We start from the raw sequence: 23,905 nt of genomic DNA on the forward strand, positions 1-23,905 counted from the left end.
TTGGTTGTATAGGCGCTCTCTTTAATTCATATAATACTACTAATAGGCAGCTGTTAAGGCTGCTAAAGTCGAAGAGCAACGACAAATTTAGGGAGAGAACGCATGAAGGCCCGTCATCTTCTGACGACAATCGGCATGGCTGCACTGATGCTGTCCTCGGGTGCCGCTTACGCCCAGTCCAAACTGACCATCGGATTCTCGCAGGTCGGATCGGAATCCGGCTGGCGCGCTGCCGAGACCAAGGTCTCCAAGATCGAGGCCGACAAGCGCGGCGTCGACCTGAAGATCTCCGACGCGCAGCAGAAGCAGGAAAACCAGATCCGAGCTGTCCGGTCCTTCATCGCGCAGGGCGTCGATGGGATCTTCATTGCGCCGGTCGTGTCGACAGGCTGGGATGCGGTTCTCAAAGAGGCCAAGGACGCCAAGATCCCCGTGGTCCTGCTCGACCGGTCCATCGAAACCAAGGATGATTCGCTCTATCTGACGGCCGTAACCTCCGACACCGTGTATGAGGGCAAGGTCGCCGGCGAGTGGCTGGCGAAGGAGACAGGCGGCAAGTGCAACGTGGTGGAACTGCAGGGCACTGTCGGATCGAGCCCGGCGATCAACCGCAAGAAGGGATTCGATCAGGTCGTTGCCGCCAATCCCGGCATGAAGATCGTCCGCACCCAATCCGGCGACTTCACTCGCACCAAGGGCAAGGAAGTCATGGAAAGCTTCATCAAGGCCGAGGGTGGCGGCAAGAACATCTGCGCCGTCTATGCGCACAACGACGACATGGCGATCGGCGCCATCCAGGCCATCAAGGAAGCGGGCCTGAAGCCCGGCAAGGACATCAAGGTCGTGTCCATCGATGCCGTGCCCGATATCTTCAAGGCCATGGCCGACGGTGAGGCCAACGTGACCGTCGAGCTGACCCCCAACATGGCAGGCCCGGCCCTCGACGCCCTGATGGCCTTCAAGAAGGATGGCAAGCAGCCGCCGAAGTGGATCCAGACGGAGTCCAAGGTCTATACGCCTGAGACGGCGAAGGCGGAGTATGACAAGCGCAAGGATCTCTACTGAGATCTTAAGCTACAATGGCAGCAGGCGGGTTCTGCCTGCTGCCTGTTTGACCCCGCCGGGCTTCGGCGGTTTTGCGCATGGCCGGGCGAGGACGTGATGCAGCCATCGAGAGAGCAGCCTCAGCTTCTTGAGATCAGAGGGCTGGCGAAAGGGTTCCCGGGTGTACAAGCACTCGATCAGGTCGATTTCACTCTCCATGCCGGAGAGATCCACGGCCTGCTCGGGGAGAACGGGGCTGGCAAGTCGACCTTGATCAAGGTGCTCACGGGTGTGTTCAGGCGTGATGCCGGCACCATCCGTCTCGAGGGGCAGGAGGTGACAGCGCGCGATCCTGCCGATGCGCTCTCCTTAGGGATCGGCACCGTCTACCAGGAGGTCAACCTTCTGCCGAACCTCTCCGTGGCGGAAAATCTTTTCATCGGCCGTCAGCCGCACCGCTTCGGCCTCGTGCGAACCGGCGAGATGCGCCGCCGCGCCGTCGAATTGCTCACAGGCTATGGCCTCGTCATCGATGTCGCCAATCCTTTGAGCAGCTATTCCGTCGCCATTCAGCAGATTGTTGCGATTGCCCGTGCGGTCGATCTCTCGGCCAAGGTCCTGATCCTCGACGAGCCGACCGCAAGCCTCGATGCCCAGGAGGTCGAGACGCTTTTCGGGATTCTGAAGCGCTTGAAGAGCCGTGGCATCGGAATCGTGTTCGTCACGCATTTCCTAGAGCAGGTCTATGCCGTCTGCGACCGCATCACCGTTCTCCGCAACGGGCGCCTTGTGGGCTCCCGCCCTATAGCCGATTTGCCGCGGATCGAACTCGTGTCCATGATGCTGGGCCGTGAACTTGCCGCCGAGGCTCTCCACCGCAACCAGCGTCCTGCCGTTACGGGAGAGCCGCTCGTCGCTTTCAGGAACTACGGCAAGAGCCGTCTGATCGAGCCGTTCGATTTGGCTCTGCGCCCCGGTGAGGTGGTGGGGCTGGCCGGTCTCCTCGGCTCCGGCCGGACAGAGACTGCCAAGCTGGCTTTCGGCATCGAACGGGCGGACAGCGGGCAGGCCTTCGTCGACGGCAAGGCTGTTCGTCTCGCGTCCCCACGCGATGCCGCGCGATTGCGCTTCGGCTTTACGCCCGAGGATCGCAAGACGGAGGGCATCGTCGCAGAGCTCTCGATCCGCGAGAACATCATCCTGGCACTGCAGGCGCAGCGTGGATGGCTGCATAAGATCCCGAGAGCCAAGCAGGATGAAATCGCAAGTCGTTTCATCAAACTTCTCGATATCCGCACACCGGATGCGGAAAAGCCGATCGGTCTTCTCTCCGGCGGCAACCAACAGAAGGCATTGCTGGCCCGCTGGCTTGCCACCGAACCCCGCTTCCTGATCCTCGACGAGCCGACACGCGGGATCGATGTGGGAGCTCATGCCGAGATCATCCGCCTGATCGAGCGGCTGTGCGAGGAAGGGCTTGCGCTCCTCGTGATCTCCTCGGAACTCGAAGAGATCGCCTCCTACAGCGACCGCGTGGTTGTGCTGCGGGATCGTCGGCATGTACGCGAGCTTTCAGGAGACGAGGTGAGTGCCGATACCATCATGACAACCATCGCGAGCCATTGAATGAGCGGCATGATCCAGGCCATTGCTCCACGCACTTTACCCAAGGGGCTGCCGCAGGTTGTAGCGCTCCTGATCGTTCTTATCGTCAACTGGCTCGTCTTCCGCGACTTCTTCGCCCTGCGCCTGCAGGACGGCCGTCTGTTCGGCAGTCTTATCGACGTGCTGAACAGGGGCGCGCCCGTCGCCATCCTCGCCTTGGGCATGACTCTCGTCATCGCCACACGAGGGATCGATCTCTCCGTCGGTGCCGTCATGGCGATTGCAGGTGCGGTGGCCGCGACTCTGACAGCGCAGGGCTATCCGCTTCCTGTCGCATTCGCGGCGGCTGCCGGTGTCGGGCTCCTCTGTGGTTTATGGAACGGCATCCTCGTCGCTGTCCTTGAGATTCAGCCGTTCGTGGCGACCCTGATCCTGATGGTGGCCGGGCGAGGCTTCGCGCAGCTCATCACGGAGGGTCAGATTATCACCTTCGTGAGCGAAGGTTTTGCCGTGATCGGCGGGGGATCGTTCCTGATGATGCCGATGCCGGTTGTCATCGCCCTCGTGATGCTGCTCGTGACCCATCTCGTGGTCCGTTACACGGCGCTTGGGCTCTTCATCGAGTCCATTGGGGCCAATACCCGGTCGAGCGCTTATGCAGGGATCGGCACCAAGGCGGTTACCATTTCAGTCTATATGTGGTGCAGCCTCTGTGCGGCCATTGCGGGTCTGATCGTCACCGCCGATATCCGTGGGGCTGATGCCAACAACGCAGGCTTGTGGCTTGAGCTTGACGCCATCCTCGCCGTGGTGATCGGCGGAACCTCCCTGTTCGGCGGGCGCTTCAGCCTTGGCCTCGCGGTTGTCGGTGCGCTCATCATCCAGGCCATGAACACCGGCATCCTGCTGAGCGGCTACCCTCCCGAGTACAATCTTATCGTGAAAGCCATCGTGGTGCTAGCCGTGCTGCTCGCCCAGTCGCCGGTTCTGTCGGCTATCCGTTCCGTGTGGAAAGCAAAAGCATGATCAGGCGCCATCTCCCGGTTCTCATCACGCTTGCCGTCTTCATCGTCGGATACCTGATCTGCCTCGCTCAGTTTCCGAGCTTCGCCTCGACGCGGGTGATCGGCAATCTCCTAACGGACAATGCCTTTCTCGGTATCGTGGCGGTTGGCATGACTTTCGTGATCCTGTCCGGCGGTATCGATTTGTCGGTCGGCTCGGTGATCGCCTTCACGGGCGTGTTCCTGGCAGTCGCCATCGAGCGATACGGCCTTAACCCATACTTGGCCTTTGTCCTCATCCTCGGCCTTGCAGCGCTCTTTGGAGCCGGTATGGGCTTCCTGATCCACGCCTTCCAGATTCCGGCCTTCATCGTGACGTTGGCGGGCATGTTCCTGGCTCGTGGCCTCTGCTTCGTGCTCACCACGGACTCGATCCCGATCAATGCTCCAGCCTACGGCCATATTACCGACATTGCTTTCGCGCTTCCGGGCGGGGGGCGACTGACCTTCATCGCCATCGTTATGCTGCTGACCTTCGCGGCCGGCATTGTCCTAGCCCACTTCACACGCTTCGGTGCCAATGTTTATGCTCTGGGCGGCAACAGAACGTCCGCCGAACTGATGGGCATTCCCGTAGGGAAGACGACAGTCCGGATCTACATGCTGTCGAGCCTCCTTGCCGCCCTGGCGGGAATTGTCTTTTCCTTCTACACATCCGCAGGCTATTCCCTGGCCGCAACCGGAGTCGAGCTCGACACTATCGCGGCGGTGGTCATCGGCGGCACGTTGCTGACGGGTGGCTATGGAACGATTATCGGCACCCTTGTCGGCGTGCTGATCCAGGGATTGATCCAGACCTACATTACCTTCGAGGGGACCCTGAGTTCCTGGTGGACGAAAATTGCCATTGGTGCTCTCCTGTTCGCATTCATTGTCTTGCAGCGGGGATTGTCGGCGGCATCTGTTCGATCCCGGTCCAAATGAGAGAACAGGCCATGGTGTTAGTGAGCGGATTCCAGAGGCCTTCAAGAGCCCGGTCGGCCCATGATCTCGTCACCCATGGGATCGGTCAGAACATTATGCAGGGCCGCTTTCCTATCGGAAGCATCTTGCCGGGCGACGTAGAATTGATGGAGCTCTTCGGGGTTTCGCGCACGGCCCTCCGGGAAGCGTTGAAGACCTTGGCCGCGAAAGGCCTGATCGAGTCTAAGACGAAGGTTGGCACCAAAGTTCTGGATCGTAACAACTGGAACATGTTCGATGCCGACATCCTCGAATGGCATCTGGAGATGGGCGTCGATGCTCGCTTCCTCGGATGGCTGTTCGAGATCCGGCAGATGCTTGAGCCGCTTGCCTGCGCAACAGCAGCCCTGCGGCGGACGCCGGAGCAGCTTAAAGTGATGCACAAGGCTCTTCAGGGCATGTATGGGTGCGAGAGCAACCGGCAGGGTTTCACGAAAGCCGATCTGGCCTTCCACCAGGCCATCCTGGAGGCTTCTGGCAATCCCTTTCTGCAGTCGATCGGTTCTGTCATCGGTGCGGCACTGGCCACATCGTTCACGATCAGCTCCCCGGTATCGAGTGACGACCGCTTCAGGGAGGTGATGCGACAGCATCAAGCCGTCTTCGATGCCATTGAGAGGCGAAACTCGCCCGCCGCGAGCAACGCCATGGCCGCACTCATTATGCAGGCGGCGGAGAGGGTCCAAATCAAGCATGCCGAGAGTGCACTGGCTAAGATCCAGATCCATGCCTTTACGGGAGCTGATTGACGCGAACGGATGGCATGTTTGTTGTAGAAGTAAGTCTTATAGTATGATTTATTCTTGACCGGATCGAATGAACACTCGGTCAAGCAACAGAAGAGCAGGGCTGCACCAAAGCGGCACCTGCCGATAACAAGATCAGGCAGCTGGTTCGGCTCAGGCCATGGCTGCAACTGACGAAAAGCTCTTGAGTGGTGGGTGCCGATTTGTGTCGGGCGTCATGACGAAAGCCCGAGCATGGACAAGAGGGAGAACGACCTTGAAGACATTTACCACCACAGTGGCGGCTCTGGCTCTCGGAGCCTTCGGCCTGCTTGGTGCCGCACAGGCGCAGGATAAGGGTACTGTCGGCGTGGCCATGCCCACGAAGTCGTCCGCACGTTGGATCGACGACGGCAATAACATGGTCAAGGTGCTGAAGGAGAAGGGCTACAACGTCGACCTGCAATATGCGGACGACGATATCCCGAACCAGCTCTCCCAAGTCGAGAACATGATCACCAAGGGCTCCAAGGTGCTGGTGATTGCGGCGATCGATGGCACGACACTGTCCGACGCGCTGCAGCAGGCTGCCGATAAGGGCATCAAGGTTATTGCCTATGATCGCTTGATCCGTAACTCCAAGAATGTCGACTACTACGCCACCTTCGACAACTTCCAGGTTGGCGTCCTTCAAGGCGGATATATCGAGAAGGCGCTCGGCCTGAAGGATGGCAAGGGCCCGTTTAACATCGAGCTGTTCGGCGGCTCGCCGGACGACAACAACGCCTTCTTCTTTTACAACGGCGCCATGTCCGTTCTCGATCCCTACATCAAGAGCGGCAAGCTCAAGGTCGTCAGTGGGCAGACCGGCATGGACAAGGTCTCCACCCTACGTTGGGACGGCGCGGTCGCCCAGTCCCGCATGGATAATCTGCTCTCCGCCTACTACACTGACAAGCGGGTCGATGCGGTGCTATCGCCCTATGATGGCCTGAGCATCGGCATCATCTCCTCACTCAAGGGCGTGGGTTATGGCACGCCGAAGCAGCCGATGCCGGTGATCACCGGCCAGGATGCCGAGGTGCCCTCGATCAAGTCGATCCTTGCTAAGGAGCAGACCTCGACGGTGTTCAAGGATACCCGTGAGCTCGCCAAGGTTACGGTCAACATGGTCGATGCAGTGCTCTCGGGCAAACAGCCAGAAGTCAACGACACCAAAACCTATGAGAACGGTGTGAAGACCGTGCCGGCCTACCTGCTGAAGCCGGTCAGTGTCGATGCTTCGAACTGGAAGGAAGTTCTGGTCGGTAGCGGCTATTATAAGGAAACCGAGTTCAAGTAACTGGCTTAATGCAAGTGGACCCTGCGCATTCGCGTGGGGTCCTTCCTCGTTGCTGGAGAGACTGCCCGTCCGGTGCGGCTTGAGGTCATGCGATGAATGCGATCCTTGAAATGCGGGGGATCACCAAGACGTTTCCGGGCGTGAAAGCGCTCGACGATGTCAACATCACCGTCAAGGCCGGCGAGATCCACGCATTAGTGGGTGAGAATGGCGCCGGCAAGTCCACGCTCATGAAGGTCCTGAGCGGTGTCTATCCGCACGGCTCCTATTCAGGATCGATCATCTACGAGGGCAGCGAAAGGCGCTTCAAGGGAATCGCCGACAGCGAGGCGCTCGGCATCATCATCATCCACCAGGAGTTGGCGCTGGTGCCGCTTCTGTCCGTTGCAGAGAACATCTTCCTCGGCAATGAGCAGGCGAGATACGGCGTCATCGACTGGTCAGCGGCATTCGCGCGGACGAAGCAACTGCTCAAGGTCGTAGGCCTTAACGAATCTCCCGAGACGCTCGTCACAAATCTCGGTGTCGGCAAGCAGCAGCTTGTCGAGATCGCCAAGGCGCTCTCCAAGAAGGTAAAGCTTCTCATCCTCGATGAGCCGACCGCCAGCCTGAATGAGAAGGACAGCGACGCGCTCCTGAACCTGCTCCTGCAGTTCAAGGCTCAAGGCATTTCCTCGATCCTGATCTCGCACAAGCTCAATGAGATTTCGAAGGTTGCCGATGCCATCACGGTCCTTCGGGATGGCGGCACGGTCGAGACGCTCGACTGCCGGGCGGAAACTGTCAGTGAGGATCGCATCATCCGCGGCATGGTGGGGCGCACCATGGAGGACCGGTACCCGAAGCGTGATCCGAAGATCGGCGAGACTATCCTGCAAGTCGAGAACTGGTCCGCCTACCACCCGATCCACACCCATGTGCAGATGGTCAAGAACGTCAACCTGAACATCCGGCGCGGCGAGATTGTCGGTATCGCCGGGCTGATGGGAGCTGGGCGAACCGAGTTCGCCATGAGTTTATTTGGCCGCAGCTACGGTCAGAACATCTCCGGACGCGTGATGCTGCACGGCCAAGAGATCGATGTGAGCACGGTGGAGAAGGCGGTCTCCAACAGAATCGCCTATGCCACCGAGGACCGCAAGACCTACGGCTTGGTTTTGGCCGAGGACATCCGCAAGAATATTACCCTCGCTAATCTCGATGGCGTCTCAAAGAGGCTCATCATCGATGATATCCGAGAACTGGCGGTCGCCAACGACTATCGCACCAAGATGCGCATCCGGAGCCCCAGCGTCTTTCAGGAGGCGGTGAATCTGTCGGGCGGCAATCAGCAGAAGGTCGTTTTGAGCAAGTGGCTCTTCTCCGATCCGGAGATCCTCATTCTCGACGAGCCGACCCGGGGTATCGACGTAGGCGCGAAGTACGAAATCTATACGATCATCAACAAGCTGGCCGATGCCGGTAAGGGTGTCCTCATGATATCCTCGGAGATGCCGGAATTGCTCGGCATGTGCGACAGGATCTACGTGATGAACGAGGGCTCCCTGATCGCCGAGCTCGACATTGCCGAGGCATCTCAGGAAAAGATCATGCATGCTATCGTGAAATCGGGGAGGCGCTGAGATGGACACGAGAACCGCTGACGAGCTTCACGTTTCTCAGGCGAAGACCTCGTGGATGGATTTCATCAAGACTCATTTCCGTGATTACGGGATGCTGCTGTCGCTTCTGGTCATCATGCTGTTCTTCCAGGTGGTGACCAACGGCACGCTCCTGCGCCCCCTCAATCTTACCAACCTTGTCCTGCAAAACAGCTACATCGTCATTATGGCGCTCGGCATGCTGCTCGTGATCGTGGCGGGGCATATCGACCTTTCAGTCGGCTCTGTCGTCGGCTTCGTCGGCGGCTTGGCGGCCATGATGATGGTGCGGTGGGGCTTTGATCCCGTGACGACCACCATCGCCTGCCTGATTGTGGGTGGTCTCATCGGTGCGGCGCAGGGCTATTGGGTAGCTTATTTCAAGGTTCCCTCCTTCATCGTGACGCTCGCGGGCATGCTCGTCTTCAAAGGGTTGACCCTGGCGCTTCTCGGCGGCATGTCGGTGGGGCCTTTCCCGGTGGTATTCCAGCGCCTGAGCTCCGGCTTCATCCCTGATGCCCTTGGTGGCCAGGGGTTCAACTACACGGCTCTATTCCTAGGCATCGCAAGTGTTGCAGCGATCATCTATTTCAGCTTCCGCAGCCGAGCCAATCAACTCAAGCATGCAGTCGAGGCAGCGCCCTTCGGCCTTTTTCTCTTCAAGAACGGCTTGCTTGCCGTTCTCATGATTGCGTTCTGCTATCTCATGGCGACCTATCGCGGATTGCCGAATGTTCTTGTGATCATGGCGGTGCTGATCGCACTTTATGCCTTCGTGACCAACCGCACCACGATCGGCCGACGGGTCTATGCGCTGGGTGGCAACGAAAAGGCGGCGAAGCTCTCAGGCATCAAGACAGAGCGCCTGACTTTCCTCACCTTCGTCAACATGGGCGTGCTGGCAGGTCTTGCGGGCCTGATCTTCGCGGCACGTCTCAACACGGCCACGCCGAAGGCTGGCCTTGGCTTCGAGCTCGACGTGATCGCGGCCGTTTTCATCGGCGGCGCCTCGGCCACCGGGGGCGTGGGCAAGGTGACGGGTGCCGTCATCGGTGCCTTCGTGATGGGCGTCATGAACAATGGCATGTCGATCCTGGGCGTCGGTATCGACTACCAGCAGGTTATCAAAGGCCTCGTGCTGCTCGCGGCTGTCTCTTTGGACGTTTACAACAGGAAGAAGTGAGCTAGTGCTAGGAACGAGGCGCTGAGCAAATCGCACTGTTGCACAGCCTTCATGTTGATAGAGCTTATAGTGGCTGCGCCCAGGAATGTGCTTTACCAGGACCGTGCAAGTACCAAGCTGTCGAGCACCGCCCCATAGTGACAGGCGGCCGCAACGAGAACGAAGCCATGCCAGATCGCGTTCTGAAAGCGTAAATTCTCCCAGAGATGGAAAACGACACCAGCCGTGTAGATGATGCCTCCGACGGCCAGAAGCCAGAGAGTAGACGTGGTGAGCGCACCAAAAACGGATTCATAGGCCATGACGCCGCTCCAGCTCAGGAGCAGGTAGAGCACAATCGAGAGACGATCGAAGCGGCCGGGAAAGCGGAGTTTGAGTGCGATGCCCACTGCGGACGTTAGCCACACGCCAATCAGGAGCGCCAGAGACACCGTGCTTGTCTTCACCTGGGTGATGAACGGGGTGTAGGTGCCCGCGATCAGGAGGTAGATGGCTGAATGGTCAAACCGCCGCAGCATCCATTTGATGGGCGAGACCGGCCAGAGGTTATAGAGCGCCGATACGGTGAGAACAGTCAGTAAGCCGATGCCATAGACCAGAATGGAGGTGAACTCCCACACTCCAACGGATGGGGCGGCCATGATGAGTAAGGAAATGATGGAGACAGTTCCGACTGTCACGCCTACAGCATGTACAATGCCATCCGCGATCACCTCCTGCTTATCGTAGTCCCATCTCAAATTTGCGTCCTTTACGGTAGGGTGATCGCATAATACTAACTCAGCTTACGAAATGTAAATGCGACAACATTCTGCGGGTATTTAGATCTATTTTGAATCGCTTCAAGGCGAGGCCCTGAAATTGGGAGAGTGGATTCAGTATAGAGTAATCCCGAAAGATGATTGCATGCTTATGGAAATTCTCTCGGCCTGCGTGCTAACCATGGTTATGCAGACGCTGAAGCATAAGGAGGGAGGCTGAGCTCTTCTGTATATGGCGATGCAAGATCTCAAATCAGTCTAACTCTCGTCGCGCCTTTGCCTCGATTGGTCTTTGACTTATTGAGCGTCGTTGGGGTGTGCGGAGATCTGAGATGCATGAGCACAAGTTATTCCCGCTGGATATCGTTCCATCCTGGGTGAGGATTGCCATCCTGCGCGAATTCAAAGGACGCAGGCCTACTGTTCGAGAGGTCGACCGGATCTGTGATAGAAGCTGGTTAGCTGTTCCGGGGATCGGGCGGACTGCATTGGCGATCATCCGCCAAGCCACGGGCGAGCAGCAGCCCTTGAACGTTAATGGATCAGCCGCCAGAATGTCAGATGCCGAGTTGCTAACGCGCCTTAAGTCCCTTCAGGAGGGACTCCAGAGCTTAAGCGAGGTTCTAAGCGCAGCTCTCTCACCGGCGTCGAAAAAAAGGTTTCGTTCTGGGCGAATGCAGAGGGCTTCGTCGATCCCTCATGGGCATCAAAGCTCGAGCATCGCTTTCTAATCCGCCGGTCACGTGCGTGCTCACCCTTCCCCAACAACTGGCCGTGCCCTCGAAATAATGCAAAGCTTACCTTGGTTCCAGCCATACCTATAAAGTATCGTTCTTGCGTCCTGTCTCTTTGAGAGCCAGCTGTCGCTATAACGAAGCCATGGTTGGGATGTTGTGGGTTGACCCAAACTGAAGCTCTTTCCTTTTCAGGAGGCCATCAATGTGCGAGTGGCGGCCGCTAGAGACCGCGCCTCGGGACGGATCCAGGCTCGATGTATGGACAGAGAATGGGATCCGCTACATCGACGTGTTCTGGCATCACGGCCCTGATTTTCCTCAGGGTGCGTTCGTCTTCTACGACATTCATCTGCGCGATTACATCGACGTGGATGACGCAACCCACTGGATGCCGCGTCCTGCGCCTCCGAATGTTGAGAAAGCCCCGTAGAAAGAAAATCATCCTATCAGGTTGTGAATATGGCGCATGAAGATGCCCGGATACTACAGGTGAGTCGCCTGCGCCTCGCAGGTCGCGCCTCTGCTGGTTGGGCTCGCGCTGACGAATGTGAAGGCGTGTTTGCTGCGTCGTGCGGATCCAGTGAAAGGGCTCTTCTGCCATCGCCATATCTGACGGAATGTCTTCCGCCTCAAAGCATCACGCCGAGAGTAAAGCCGGTTGACACTACAGTCTTTAGATTCTGTGCTCGGGATCCTGGCCCTCCTTATGGGCACTGGTAAGCTCAAAGGTATCATCGTTCAGAATTCCCAATAAGGGTACATGACGAAGCCACAATGCAGTCCCGTATTAGGTGACTACCTAGGCGAAGTAATCGAAGCGAGAATTTTCATACCGAGATGGCGGGTCGCCCTTTTTATTATCCATTGCTGGGCTGACGACTAGATAACAGAGAGACGCCTATGATCCGGCAGATATTTCGGCGTTCTAGAATGGGGCACGAGGGAAGGTTCGCCCAGTTTGCCTTCGGCAAGAAGTGGTGGGGCATGGTTGGTGCTCTGATGGCGGGAGGCGCCACGGCATATCTATTGCCAAGTTTTGCAGATGGGCGGCGTGAAACAGGAGGTCACTTGCCGGATGTGGCCGATATTCAGCCCGCTCCGAACAACGCTGAGGTTGCCAGCCGCACTCCGCTCAACTTGTATTCCTCGCCAGCGCAGGAATGGCAGCGCCTGCCCCTGCTCGCGTCGCAAGGCTCCGAAGAGGTTGCTGCAGGTGGTGAGGTCAGGCTTCTTGCACTCCAGGCAGCTTTTGAGAGGGAGCGAAGCAGCGCCACTGCTGCGCAACTGCAGGTCGTCTCCCTCCAGGAGCAACTGAATGACATGCGGGAAAAGCGGGAGGAGGTCCTGGTTCTCCGAGAGCAGCTCGCGGATGCAGAGGCGCATGCAAAGCAGATGACCGAGCGCTCAAGCCCGGAGGTTGAGCAGAAGAAATCGGCGGAAAGTGCACGTTTGAGGGTGGCCGCCTTGCAGGAGGAACTGGCGATTCTGAGCACAGAGATCCTTAAAGACAAGACAGCAGCAGAGAGCGAGAAGGTGAGAGCTGTTTCTGCGCTTGAGCAACTGGACGCTGTGCAACGTCAGCTGGCTGCTGTCACTGTGCGGGATAATGACGGGACAGAGATCAACAGCCAACGGCGGGCAAAAGACGACCAGATTGTTGATGAGCCCTCTTCAAGTAACCCTAGAGATGCCCATCCAGCAGAGCGAGTCTCCAAGCTCCCTCTGCCTACTGGGACAAGCACGACCTCATCTCACAAGCAAAGACCAGTTCCGCTCCAAAGTGTTCGATCGGACAAAAGTGAGAGGGCGCTGATCGAAAAACCTCGTCAAGTTCTCTTGAATACTGGGGTCAAACCGCCGACCAGACCAGTCAACAAGACCGCGGCAGCTTCCGTTCGCACGCTTGAGCCCGACGCATCAAGACTGACGAAACCGCGACACGAGCCAGGAAACCAAAGTGTGCGGTCAGTTGGAAAGCCTTCGCAAGGAGCAAGTCAGCAGTCTCGACTGCTTGTTCATGACACTCACAAGCTGCGCGACCCTGGCGCTCTTAACCTGCCGAGTGATTTACTGCCTGACAGCAGGCTTTGGTGAAATCTCGTCGGCCTTCAGTCTCAGTGGTCACAGGAACCCCTACATCAGGAGGAGCCATGCTCCGGATACCTCTCACTTCAATCGTCATCGCTGCGTTGTTAGCCGCTCATCCTGTCGTCGCCAAGAATGAGGGCAACGGCGGAGGCAATGGTGGAGGAAGCGGCGGTGGGAATGGCGGGGGGCACGGCAATGGCAACGGGGGTAAAGACGGTGGGAACAGCCAAGGGAATGGAAACGGTGGTGGCCAGGGTCAAGGAAACAGCGATGGCAGTGGAAACAGTGGCGGCAACGGTAACAGCAGTGGCAACGCCAATAGCGACCGTGGCGGAAACAGTGGTGCTGGCGGCAACACCGGCAGTGGTGGACGCAGCGATCAAGATAGCGGGAGAAGCAGCGGTGCCGCTCACGGTAACGGGGGGCACAGTAACGGAGGCCATGGGGGAGGCAACGGCAAGAGCGGAGGGGGCGCTGAGGGCCGTGGCAGCCAGGGAAACAATATCGGCGGCGGAACTGCCGGAGGAGCCAGCAGCCAAGACAACGGAAGCACTGGCCGTGCACAAGGAGGATCCGCCAGCGTCAGGGGTATCGACAATCGGGAAGCCAGGGGTGTGGGCGTGCAGGCTGCGCCAAATGCGAGGGCCTCAAGAAATGTACCGGCAGCAACGGCATCGCTCCCAACTCGCGCGAGCTCGGCCGAGTTGAGCCTGCCATCGTCACTTATCCCTCGTTTTGAACCCTCTGATGCGGAGAGGGGAGGCTCGGTTGACGCGCGTACTCCGCGAAACGGCGTTTCAGGCCAGATTGTCGAGGTATGTCGCACTTCCATCGCAGCAGCAGCACTTCGCTTTGGAGCCATCCGGGTGGATGCGGCAGGCGCTGGGCGGACAAGCCGTCTGCCGGATGGCGGGGTCATGGCTCCTCTCCAGGTCAGCATCGTGTATGCCCGTGCGAATGCACGTCAGGTTCGCCAGTCCCGCGTTGGGTGCCGGCTCAATGCTGCAGGTTCGGTCGTGGCTCTGCGTTGACGCCTTCGCGTCAGCCTCGGATTTAGGTCACCGCTTCCGAGCCTCTCGAAGAATGTTTTGCTGCAGCTTCATTCAACGCGAACAGAAGAACACCAATATCGTCATTCAGCAGCCTGATCGCATTCCGAGCATACTCTCTGGAGCGCTCTTTGCTCGTAGCAGACCCGTTGTCCCATGAGCGTGCGTGTTGCTCAGCTTCGTAAATCGCTCGAGCCACGAGCTCCACTGTATGGTCAGTTCCGATTTTGCCCATAATGAGGCCTCCTGCTCCAGAGGGTAGGGATGTTCTGGCGCTATCTTGTCAGATGCTGGCGAGCAAGAGGCTCGCCCCGATTAAGGAACTGACGGAGGTAACGAAGAGGATCGAAGCCCGCCCGAGGGAGGGGCCAGTGTGGGAGCCATCGATCTGCTTCGAATTGATATCCTGTGAGTCCTGGCCGAGGGTCATGAGCCTATCCTGCGTTTGAGTGCGAATGCATGGCTGGCAAACGCAGGCAACCGTCGGGCTATTCCTTCACAAACTGTGTATGAGTGTTTCCGGAGCTTGGCCGCTCAATGGCCTGAATGTCGGTTATCAAGAAGCGGAACATCAGCGATCTGCAAGGCCTGTCAGGTAGGTATTATCCAAGAGCCGTAAGGGATTAGGCCACCAATCCCAAATGGGTCTGACTAGAACTCCCCCAGGTTCTGGTCTTAATCAGAAAGCAGACCTTCGTCATAGAACTCCAATATCGGCTATTGACCTAACCCGGTCTCTTAAGAGGCAAGGCTACCGAACAACAGGTCCTGGGAGACCACGGAGTACCCTGCCGCTCCTATGTCGGAGAGCAATCCACCCGGCGCCTTGCTTGGAGAGTATAGAGGCCTATAAAACATAAGCTTTCTTCGCTCATTTCGATTAAACCAGCAGTTGGCTTGGTTGGTCGAGGCGGTGCGGCCTGACACTCTCTGATAAATCTCAAGGGATCCCGATGGCATTGGTCAAGACGTCCGCACTGTCGGACAGGGGTGGCTTACGGCCGCTAAGCGATGAGGGAACTCCCCAGGGCGCTCAAGCCCCCACGCCAGGAGCGGCGTCCCAGCGCCGAACCCTTGAGCGCATCAGGGCTCGGCAACAGAAGGCCGCGGAGCGTATCGGTGTCGCTACCGAGGAACTGGCGAGCGGGGTAGCGGAGGCGTCGTCGGCCGCCGAGGAGTTGCGGCGCGCCATGGAGCAGATCGCCACCGGAGCGGAAGAGGCGGCCGGTGCCTCCCAGCAGTCGCTCTCGGCGATCGTGAGTTTGGGTACCTCGTTTTCCGAGGCCCGGACACATGCCAAGGCTGCGCGGGCCAAAACCACCAGCCTCCAGTCCTTGCTGATTGAGACCGGAGCCCAGATCGACGCCTCCGTTGTCGCTGTCGGAACCAACGCGGCACGCCAGAGGGCCATGGTGGACATTGTCTCTCTCCTCGAAAAGCAGGCGACCGAGATCGGCGAGATCACACGGGTGGTCGGCGATGTTTCCGACCAGACCAACCTTCTTGCCTTGAATGCAGCCATCGAGGCGGCCAGAGCCGGGGAGAACGGACGCGGCTTTGCCGTCGTGGCCGATGAGGTCCGGGCTCTCGCCGGCACCTCAGAGAGAAGTGCGCAGGACATCCAGACCCTGGCGGAAGGCATTGTCCGCGAGGTGCGGTCCGTTGCTGAGAGGATCCGGACGGCAGCCGAAGCCGCGACCGGCGAGGCTCAGATCGGGCGCGCGGTGGTCGCGGCTCTGGACAAGATCCGAACCGATGTCGCGCTCCTGGCTGAGGGCAGCCAATCCATTCTCGTTGCTGCCGTCGAGGCCGAGGCTGCCATCCGCGAGGCGCAACGTGGGGCCGAGCAGGTCGCCAGCGCCGCCGAGGAGCAGGCAGCAGCAGCAGCCGAAGCCCAGCGGGCTGTGCAGCAGCAGAGTGTGGCGTTGGACCAGAGCCAGCAGACCGCACAGGCGCTTGCTGCTCTGGCGGATGATCTACAGGCAAATACCGCAGGATCATCCAGCGCCGAGCAGGTCGGATCGGCCGCCGAGGAACTGTCGGCGGCCATTCAGGAGATCTCGGGAGCGGCCGGTGAGATCATGACGGCTGTCGATCAGATCAACCGGGGTGCCCAGATACAGGCTGCGGCCACGCACCAAGCCAACGTGGCCATGCAGCAGATCGATCGCGTAACGACCTCCTCGCGGGAGGTCGCCACCGCAGCCGTCGAGCGCATCGGAACCCTGGCGACCGACCTGGAGTCCAATCGCACCACGACCATGCGATTGGCCTCAGGGGTTGAAGATGGGTTGCGTGAGACCCGGGCGGTTATCGGATTAATGGGTGGCCTGGACGAGTCCAGCAGACGGATCGAGAAGATCGTTGATGGCATCGCTCTCGTAGCAGTGCAGACCAACATGCTGGCCGTGAGCGGCTCCATCGAGGCCGCACGGGCCGGTGAAGCAGGGCGTGGCTTTGCGATCGTGTCGGGGGATATTCGCAACCTGGCTCGCGATGCCTCCGAAAATGCCGACCGCATCAAGGATGTCGTACGCCAAATCCGCGACCAGATTACCATCGTCCGGCGCGATCTGGAGCAGAGCGCCGCTATGGCCGAGGCGGAATCTGCCAAGAACACCTTGGTGGCCGAGAGAGTGGGAGCCGTGGAAGCCGATGTCAGCGCACTCCGTCAGGGCAGCGTCGCCATCCTGTCAGGCTCGGAGACGATTATGACCGCCATACGCGAAATTAGGCTTGGCGCAGAGCAGGTTGCGGCTGTCGCCGAGGAAGCCGGAAGTGCCGCGGCGCAGGCCGCTACCGCGGCACGCCAGCAGGCGCGAGGAGCCGAGGACTTGGCAGCTGCCATCGAGGAGATCGCTTCTCTGGCTGATGAACTCCAGATGGTGGAGTCGTAAGACCGTGACGGTCCCTTCGGCTGTCGAGCAGTCGTTCCTAACGGTGCATGTGGGAGACGAGCGCTTCGCCCTGCCTGCTTCCGATGTTGCCGAGGTGATACGGCCTCCGGCTGTGACCCGCGTCCCGCTCGGTCCTCCAAGTCTGCTCGGAGTGGCTAACCTGCGAGGTGCAGTCATGTCGGTGGTGTCGCTGCATAGACTTCTCGGGCGTGACGGCAGCCCCTCCTCAAATGCGCGCGTCGTCGTGATTGATCGCGGCGCTCCTGTCGGACTTGTGATTGATAGGGTCGCGTCGCTGGGAATAGCGACGGATGATGCTGTCGACAGCAGCGAGCCGACACGGCAGATTGATCTGGATGCACTGCTAGCCAGAGACTTCGGCGGATTCAGCCGCCGGGGGCAGCACAAACAGTTCCTCTCCCCTCAAGCAATTCGGGAGCAGTCCGCTGCGGACCGGGACGAAATCGCCCTCGTGTGCTTTGCCGTGGCAGGCCAGGATTTCGCGCTCCCCCTCACGTCAGTCCATGAGGTGGTGGCTCTTCCCGATGGCATTACGGCGGTTCCGCAGACGGATGCGTTGATGCTCGGCGTTATGACCCTTCGCCGACGTCTGCTGCCTCTGGTTTCACTTCACGGGCTCCTTGGGCTTCAGGCAGACGGGCTGGGGAACGGCAGATCCCGTGTTGTGGTGGCGCGGATCGAGCAGGGGCTGGTGGGCCTTGCCATCGATAGGATGCGGGAGATTCTCCGCGTCCCATCTCATACGATCGATCCCGTCCCGACCATCCTGACCCGGGGAGACGCTGAGGCCCAGATCCAAGGCATCTGCCGACTTGAGGGCGGGCAGCGGCTGGTCTCGATCTTGTCGACTGAGCATCTATTCCGCGATCAGGCATTAGTGGAGCAGATTTCGGCTCAAAGGGAGGATAGCCACGACATGGGCGCAGCCGACGGGCTCTCGACAGCCGACGAGCAATTCATCGTCTTTCAGCTCGGCGGCGAGGAATACGGTCTGCCCATCGCGGCCGTCAACGAGGTGGTGCGCGTCCCGGACGCGCTGACGCGGCTGCCCAAGGCTCCTGCCTTCATCGACGGCGTCATGAATTTGCGGGGCCGTGTCGTTCCGGTCATCGACCAGCGCCGCCGGTTCCAGTTCGAAGGGCAGGGTGAGAAGCGACGGGAACGCATTATCGTCGTCAGGATTGACCACATGCACGCAGGCTTCATTGTCGACGGCGTGTCGGAGGTGCTCAAAATCCCCCAGATCCAGCTTCGCCCGACGCCCGATCTGGCTGCAGACGGGAGTCAGGTGATTGATCGCATTGCCAATATAGAGATAGCAGGGAGAATGATCCTCCTGCTCAATCCACGCGAACTGCTGGACAGGGCAGAGAGGGATCTGCTCGCAGCATTGGGCGATGATGCAGAGCGACCCGCTTCGTGATCCGGCTGCTGATTGTTGATGACTCCCCCCTGATGCGACGTCTCCTCGGCAACGTCTTCACGGACGAGGGAGATTTCGAGATCGCCTTCGCCCGCAACGGCGTCGAGGCCCTGGAGCAGCTGAGCGCATTCAAGCCGGACGTGATCACGCTTGATGTGAACATGCCCGAGATGGATGGCCTTGCCTGCCTCGACAGGATCATGCTGGAGAAGCCATGCCCGGTGGTGATGGTCTCATCCCTCACAGAGGCAGGTGCGAGCGTCACGCTGGAAGCCTTCGGGCTTGGGGCCGTCGACTTCATTACAAAGCCTGATCGTGCGGTCTCTCTCGAGATGGAAACCCTCGCCCCCCAACTCATCGAGAGGGTCCGGGCGGCATTGAAGGCCCGTCTGCCGAGCAGTCTGAGATTGGCTGAACGGGTCCGAATGCGCAGTGGTCTGGCACGCCAGGCGCCGGTTGCAGCGCCACGAATGCGCGCGCCTTCCGCACCGACGATGCGAGAGATCAAGGCTGCGCCAGCGCTTGGAATTGTGTTGATCGGAACCTCCACCGGAGGTCCGCCGGCACTTGATGCTCTGCTGTCCCGGTTGCCTGCAGACTTTCCTTGGCCGATTGTGGTGGCTCAGCACATGCCGGGCTCGTTTACGGGCCCCTTGGCACGCCGGCTCGACAAGCTGTGCGCCCTTACGGTGACAGAAGTGACCCATGCGATGCCGCTCGCACCGGGCAATGTCTATATCGGCAAGGGGGACGCTGACGTCATCATCAGTGTTCGACCGGATGGTCCTGTGGTGATGGCCGCTCCCTCGCTGCCGGAGCATCGCTGGCATCCAAGCGTTGATCGGCTGGTCGACAGCGCCATGCAGCACTTTGCACCCGGAAGCCTGATCGGCGTGCTGATGACCGGGATGGGGAGTGATGGAGCCGAGACCATGGCGAGGCTCCACGAGAGCGGCGGCCGAACGATTGCGGAGGCAGAAGAGAGTGCGGTTGTCTGGGGCATGCCCGGCGAACTGGTTCGCCGTGGTGGCGCGGACGTCGTCGCACCCCTGGAGCAGATTGTCGATCGGATCCTGAGCATGGTCGGGCGCTCATGAGGAGACCTCCCGGGGCGACGGACAAGGCCGCCAGCACCAGAAAGGCGCGCGCTCTCTCTGCCGATGAACTGCGTCATCTCTGCACGTTCCTCTATCGCCGCACCGGAATGATCTTCGGAGAAAGCAAGCGCTATTACATCGAAAGGCGTGTCGCCGACCGCATGGCGACGACCAGGGTGCTGCCTTTCCCTGCCTATTTCGCCCATCTCGAATCCGACGAGAGCGAAGTCGAGCACCTGATCAACAGCTTCACGGTCAATGAAACCTATTTCTACCGCGAGGAGCACCAGCTGCGGTGTCTAAGCCGCTCGCTCCTGCCGGGCATCGTGCAGAACAGGAAGCCGGGTGATCTCGTGCGCATCTGGTCAGTGCCCTGCTCGTCTGGCGAGGAGCCCTATTCAATTGCCATCTGGCTCCTCGAGAATTGGCCTCTGGTCGACGCCTACAACATCGAGATCGTCGGCTCCGACATCGATACGCGGGTGCTGCTGGAGGGGCAGGCCGGACATTATGGCGAGCGTGCCCTTTCGCGCTTGTCTCCGGATGTTGTCGCGCGCTACTTTGAACCAGCCTGTGATGGACAGCGTCAGCTGATCCAGGATCTGCGGGAGTCGGTGAAACTCACGTCGGCCAATCTCATCGACGCGGCGTCCGTTGCGAAGCAGGGTCGGTTCGATGTCATCTTCTGCCGAAATGTCCTGATCTATTTTGACGATGCCTCCCGCCTCCTGGCGGTCAACGGCCTCTACGACGCCCTACATCCGGGAGGTTACATTTGCCTCGGCCATACCGAGTCGATGACCCGGATCTCGAAACGGTTCGACCTTCGCCGCTTCGAGGATGCGATCGTCTACCAGCGGCCGGGAAGTGACCGCGATGGATGATCTTCTTCAGCACTTCATCGTCGAGGCACACGAGCTGATCCAGCAGGCCACGGATGACCTTCTGGCTCTGGAGCGCGATCCTTCCGGGACTATGCACCTGGACAGCGCCTTTCGGGCCGTTCACACGCTCAAGGGATCGGTTGGCCTGTTCGACTTCGCGCCGATGGGGCTTGCTCTCCATGCTGCCGAGGATCTGCTGGGCGCCCTCAGGGCAGGCCAGGGACATATCGATAGCGACGTGATCGACAGCCTTCTCGACTGTATCGATCAAACAGAGCGTTGGGCTGGAACGATCGAGCAGACGGGTAAGCTGCCTTCAGATGCTGCCGAGGAAGGCTACCGTCTGGCGCGCCTTATGCGTTCTCAGCTTGATAATGGGTCCACCAGTGTGGCTCCGGCAATTCCTGAGGCCGATCTGGGGTGGGTCGGCGAACTGATGGCCCGGAGCGATGTTTCGACTCCCTCGAGGGAGCAGGATAAACCTCTCGTGGCGGTCCGGTACACGCCGCGCGCCGATTGCTTCTTCGCCGGCGATGATCCGATTGCGCTCCTGCGCTCAGTGCCGGATCTCGTGGCTGTCCGCCTCGCGACCCGGGATCCGTGGCCCCCTGCGGCGGAGATCGATCCCTTCGCCTGCAATCTCAGGATAGAGGTGCTTTCCAGTGCAGGGCTTGATGCTGTGAAGGCTGCCTTCCGCTTCGTCCCGGATCAGGTAAAAATTCATGAGATCGCCCAGAGTCCAGGCGATCATGCTCACGTGGCAGAAGCCGGACATCAGTTTGCCGGACCGGCGGCAGGCACGACCGGAGGAGCCAGCGCGCGAATGCTTCGCGTCGATGCGGCACGGATCGACCGATTGGCAGACCTTGTCGGTGAGATGGTCGTTGCCAAGAACGCCCTGGCGCACCTGGCAGGCCTTGCGGCCGACGGGTTGGACAGGAAGGATTTTGCCCACGGGCTGCTTGCGAGTCAGGCTGCCATCGACCGTCTCGTGGCCGAAATGCACAGGGCCGTCATGGATGTACGCATGATGCCTATGCGGGACATCTTCCGGCGGTTTCCCCGCGTCGTGCGCGATATCGCAGGTCATCTGGGTAAGGCTATCGACTTCTCCATGGAAGGGGAGGACGTGGAGGCCGACAAGGCAGTCGTGGAGGGCTTGTTCGAGCCTTTGCTCCATGTGCTCCGCAATGCCGTCGGTCATGGCGCCGAACCTGAACATGTACGTCAGGAGGCCGGAAAGCCTACAAGAACCAGGATCGTGCTCCGGGCCCGTCGCATTGGCGAACGGGTCATGGTGGAGGTCGAGGATGACGGTCGCGGCATCGACCCGGCTGCAATCCGGCGGGTGGCTCGCGAGCGTGGAGTTTCCTCCGCAGATGATCTCGAGTGCATGAGTGATGCCGAGGTGATTGAGCTGATCTTTGCCCCGGGCTTCTCAACGGCATCGGAGGTGACAGATCTGTCGGGCCGGGGTGTCGGCATGGATGCCGTGCGCTTTGCTGTGGAGAGCCTGGGTGGTCAGGCCAGTGTTCGAAGCACACAAGGCCGCGGCACAACGATTCGCCTTTCCCTGCCTCTGACGGTGGTCATGACAAGGGTGATGGCGGTCAGGGTCGGTCGCGAGCTCTATGGCATTCCCCTCGATGGAATCGTCGAGGCCGCTTTCGTGCCTGCCTCCCGCATCCTTCCTGTCCGGGATGCCGAAGCCTTCGTTCTGCGTGACCGGACACTGCCTTTTGTCAGGCTTGCCGACCTGCTGGACATTCCGCGTCCGGCAGAGCCGCGGTCAGGCATGAAGGTGGTGGTGATGGAGGTGGGTGACGAACTGGTTGGGATTGCCGTAGACGAATTTGCCGAGAGAATGGATGTTCTGATGCGACCCATGACTGGGATTTTGGCCGGTGCCCCCGGTGTGATGGGCACGACCCTGCTCGGCGATGGCAGCGTCCTCATGATTCTCGATACCCCGGAGCTGCTCGGATGAGCGCGCGCCGTGACGGCAATGTCATCGTTCTGGAAGGGGCTTGCCGCGTCGAGGACGCGGAGCCCTTGCTTGCCTGGCTTCAGGCGGACAGAGGCCTCATCGTCGACCTGTCTGGAGCCGAACATCTTCACGCGGCCGTTCTTCAGATCCTGATGGCCATGAGACCGGCCCTCAAGGGGAGTGCCAGGGATGCCTTCATCCGAGAGTGGCTTACCCCGGTTTTGTCGGAGGCAGACCCGCTCGGCATGGCACCCCATGAGGGCTGAGCAGTTGTCATTCTCCCGGCATACACTAAAAGAAGCTTACAGCCTTCCTCCTGCAGATCCGGTCGTTCCGGGCAGACTTTCCCTAGCGGAGTACCTGAGTGGCGATAACTGTCCTGATCGTCGATGACAGCAAGTTGGCCCGCATTGTCGCGGGCAAGACCCTGGCCGCCTTGCAGCCCGAATGGGAGAAGATCGAGGCTGGCAATGCTCAGGAGGCCCTGGCTATTCTCGGTGAGCGGAAGATTGACCTATCCATGATCGACTTCAACATGCCGGAGAAAGATGGGCTCGAACTGGCGGCCGAGATCCGATCCACTTACCCGACGATGCCGATTGCGGTGATCACGGCCAATATCCAGGACGAGGTGATCGCCCGGGCCCGGGAGGTGAATGCCACCTTCGTGAGCAAGCCTCTGACGGAGGAGGGCCTGAGAGGGTTCATCTCCGGGGCCGCCCTGCGCCTGCGGGCAGGCGGCGCGTAGTGATCATGGCCCAGGATATTGCCCTGACGGACCTTGAACGCGATGCTCTGACCGAAGTTGTGAATATCGGCGTTAGCCGGGCAGCCTCGAGCTTGCGTAAGATGATCGGAGAGGAGGTCATCCTCTCTGTGCCGGCCATTGAAATCATGGCTCCGCAGGATGCCGCTCGACTGATCGGGGAGCGCGAGACTGATGAGTTGGTCGCCATCCAACAGCAATTCGAGGGTGCGTTCTCAGGTCGCGCTTTACTGATCTTTCCTAAAGCGACCAGTCTCGACCTTGTCCGCGCCATCATGGGTGGGGATGTGCCGCCCGATGAGATTGCCGAGATGGAACAGGAGGCCCTGGCTGAGACAGGCAACGTGATCCTGAATGGCTGTCTTGCCACCATGGCAAATATGCTGAAGCGCTCCCTCGACATCTCATTGCCGGAAGTGGCCCGAGGAGATGGGGCTCAATTGTTCATCCTCGAAAAGGAGCGATCGACCGATGGCCTGGCGCTCTTCCTGTACATCAATTTTTCAGTGCGCAACAAGGATATCCGAGGCTACATCGCCATGCTCATGGATCTGCCGTCACTGACAGCTCTGAAGGCACTCATTGCCGGCTTCATTGATCGCGTGATCGGAGACGAGGCTTAGGCCATG

The 23,905-nt window shown here is 59.7% G+C and carries 21 protein-coding genes; 18 read left to right on the forward strand and 3 right to left on the reverse strand.

The genetic code is table 11. The annotated features are described in order from the left end of the window. Positions 1 to 102 precede the first annotated feature (102 nt). The 8 genes from ytfQ (at position 103) to mmsB (ending at position 9,566) form a co-directional block, all read left to right on the forward strand. The gene (gene ytfQ, locus VB618_RS04710) at positions 103 to 1,065 is read left to right on the forward strand and encodes a galactofuranose ABC transporter, galactofuranose-binding protein YtfQ (protein WP_329795398.1); all 963 of its coding nucleotides are present in this window, start codon (positions 103 to 105) and stop codon (positions 1,063 to 1,065) included. 96 nt (positions 1,066 to 1,161) lie between these two features. Continuing rightward, entirely contained in the window at positions 1,162 to 2,670 is a 1,509-nt protein-coding gene (gene ytfR, locus VB618_RS04715) for a galactofuranose ABC transporter, ATP-binding protein YtfR (RefSeq protein WP_329795399.1), read from the forward strand. Further along, entirely contained in the window at positions 2,671 to 3,675 is a 1,005-nt protein-coding gene (gene ytfT, locus VB618_RS04720; RefSeq protein WP_329795400.1) for a galactofuranose ABC transporter, ATP-binding protein YtfT, read from the forward strand. After that, positions 3,672 to 4,637 (forward strand): galactofuranose ABC transporter, permease protein YjfF, encoded by a 966-nt coding sequence (gene yjfF / locus VB618_RS04725; RefSeq protein ID WP_442931646.1) that lies wholly within the window; start codon positions 3,672 to 3,674, stop codon positions 4,635 to 4,637. The genes ytfT and yjfF overlap by 4 nt, the downstream gene beginning before the upstream one ends. Further along, a complete protein-coding gene (locus VB618_RS04730) occupies positions 4,544 to 5,425 on the forward strand; it encodes a FadR/GntR family transcriptional regulator (protein ID WP_329795401.1) in 882 nt (293 codons plus the stop codon). Before yjfF ends, VB618_RS04730 begins: the two co-directional genes overlap by 94 nt. Before the next feature lie 214 nt (positions 5,426 to 5,639). Continuing rightward, a complete protein-coding gene (gene chvE, locus VB618_RS04735; RefSeq protein WP_442931648.1) occupies positions 5,640 to 6,743 on the forward strand; it encodes a multiple monosaccharide ABC transporter substrate-binding protein in 1,104 nt (367 codons plus the stop codon). A 92-nt stretch (positions 6,744 to 6,835) separates the two neighbouring features. Further along, a complete protein-coding gene (mmsA, locus tag VB618_RS04740; protein ID WP_329795403.1) occupies positions 6,836 to 8,365 on the forward strand; it encodes a multiple monosaccharide ABC transporter ATP-binding protein in 1,530 nt (509 codons plus the stop codon). Positions 8,366 to 8,420: 55 nt separating this feature from the next. Continuing rightward, positions 8,421 to 9,566 carry a multiple monosaccharide ABC transporter permease gene (gene mmsB / locus VB618_RS04745; RefSeq protein ID WP_442931693.1) on the forward strand — a complete coding sequence of 382 codons (1,146 nt, stop codon included), beginning with the start codon at positions 8,421 to 8,423 and terminating at the stop codon, positions 9,564 to 9,566. A gap of 92 nt (positions 9,567 to 9,658) precedes the next feature. Here mmsB and trhA read toward each other — a convergent pair whose 3' ends face one another. Next, the gene (gene trhA / locus VB618_RS04750; protein ID WP_329795405.1) at positions 9,659 to 10,306 is read right to left on the reverse strand and encodes a PAQR family membrane homeostasis protein TrhA; all 648 of its coding nucleotides are present in this window, start codon (positions 10,304 to 10,306) and stop codon (positions 9,659 to 9,661) included. Positions 10,307 to 11,266: 960 nt separating this feature from the next. On the opposite strand from trhA, the gene VB618_RS04755 reads away from it, so the two are divergent. Both VB618_RS04755 and VB618_RS04760 read left to right on the forward strand, forming a co-directional pair. Beyond that, positions 11,267 to 11,494: a hypothetical protein gene (locus VB618_RS04755; RefSeq protein ID WP_329795406.1), complete on the forward strand. Its 228-nt coding sequence runs from the start codon at positions 11,267 to 11,269 to the stop codon at positions 11,492 to 11,494. Positions 11,495 to 11,964: 470 nt separating this feature from the next. After that, positions 11,965 to 13,158 carry a hypothetical protein gene (locus VB618_RS04760; RefSeq protein ID WP_329795408.1) on the forward strand — a complete coding sequence of 398 codons (1,194 nt, stop codon included), beginning with the start codon at positions 11,965 to 11,967 and terminating at the stop codon, positions 13,156 to 13,158. 98 nt (positions 13,159 to 13,256) lie between these two features. Here the strand turns inward: VB618_RS04760 and VB618_RS04765 are convergent, their stop codons facing one another. Next, complete coding sequence (locus tag VB618_RS04765) at positions 13,257 to 13,691, reverse strand: hypothetical protein (protein WP_329795409.1); 435 nt, start codon at positions 13,689 to 13,691, stop codon at positions 13,257 to 13,259. Between the two features lie 793 nt (positions 13,692 to 14,484). Next, positions 14,485 to 14,631, reverse strand: a complete 147-nt coding sequence (locus VB618_RS04770) for a hypothetical protein (protein ID WP_329795410.1) — start codon at positions 14,629 to 14,631, stop codon at positions 14,485 to 14,487. Between the two features lie 523 nt (positions 14,632 to 15,154). Here VB618_RS04770 and VB618_RS04775 point away from each other — a divergent pair. The 8 genes from VB618_RS04775 (at position 15,155) to VB618_RS04810 (ending at position 23,899) form a co-directional block, all read left to right on the forward strand. After that, positions 15,155 to 17,098 carry a methyl-accepting chemotaxis protein gene (locus VB618_RS04775; protein ID WP_329795411.1) on the forward strand — a complete coding sequence of 648 codons (1,944 nt, stop codon included), beginning with the start codon at positions 15,155 to 15,157 and terminating at the stop codon, positions 17,096 to 17,098. A gap of 4 nt (positions 17,099 to 17,102) precedes the next feature. Then, a complete protein-coding gene (locus tag VB618_RS04780; RefSeq protein ID WP_329795412.1) occupies positions 17,103 to 18,542 on the forward strand; it encodes a chemotaxis protein CheW in 1,440 nt (479 codons plus the stop codon). Further along, positions 18,539 to 19,639 (forward strand): chemotaxis-specific protein-glutamate methyltransferase CheB, encoded by a 1,101-nt coding sequence (gene cheB, locus VB618_RS04785; RefSeq protein ID WP_329795413.1) that lies wholly within the window; start codon positions 18,539 to 18,541, stop codon positions 19,637 to 19,639. The genes VB618_RS04780 and cheB overlap by 4 nt, the downstream gene beginning before the upstream one ends. Further along, a complete protein-coding gene (locus VB618_RS04790; protein WP_329795414.1) occupies positions 19,636 to 20,523 on the forward strand; it encodes a CheR family methyltransferase in 888 nt (295 codons plus the stop codon). Before cheB ends, VB618_RS04790 begins: the two co-directional genes overlap by 4 nt. Next, positions 20,516 to 22,510, forward strand: a complete 1,995-nt coding sequence (locus VB618_RS04795; protein WP_329795415.1) for a chemotaxis protein CheA — start codon at positions 20,516 to 20,518, stop codon at positions 22,508 to 22,510. The genes VB618_RS04790 and VB618_RS04795 overlap by 8 nt, the downstream gene beginning before the upstream one ends. Then, a complete protein-coding gene (locus tag VB618_RS04800; protein ID WP_329795416.1) occupies positions 22,507 to 22,776 on the forward strand; it encodes a hypothetical protein in 270 nt (89 codons plus the stop codon). The genes VB618_RS04795 and VB618_RS04800 overlap by 4 nt, the downstream gene beginning before the upstream one ends. A gap of 98 nt (positions 22,777 to 22,874) precedes the next feature. Further along, positions 22,875 to 23,258, forward strand: a complete 384-nt coding sequence (locus VB618_RS04805; RefSeq protein WP_329795417.1) for a response regulator transcription factor — start codon at positions 22,875 to 22,877, stop codon at positions 23,256 to 23,258. A 5-nt stretch (positions 23,259 to 23,263) separates the two neighbouring features. Continuing rightward, on the forward strand, positions 23,264 to 23,899 hold the full coding sequence (locus VB618_RS04810; protein ID WP_329795418.1) for a chemotaxis protein CheX: 636 nt from the start codon (positions 23,264 to 23,266) through the stop codon (positions 23,897 to 23,899). Positions 23,900 to 23,905 lie beyond the last annotated feature (6 nt).

Origin of the sequence: Microvirga sp. CF3062 (genome assembly GCF_036314045.1) — a bacterium.
Taxonomy (GTDB): Bacteria; Pseudomonadota; Alphaproteobacteria; order Rhizobiales; family Beijerinckiaceae; genus Microvirga.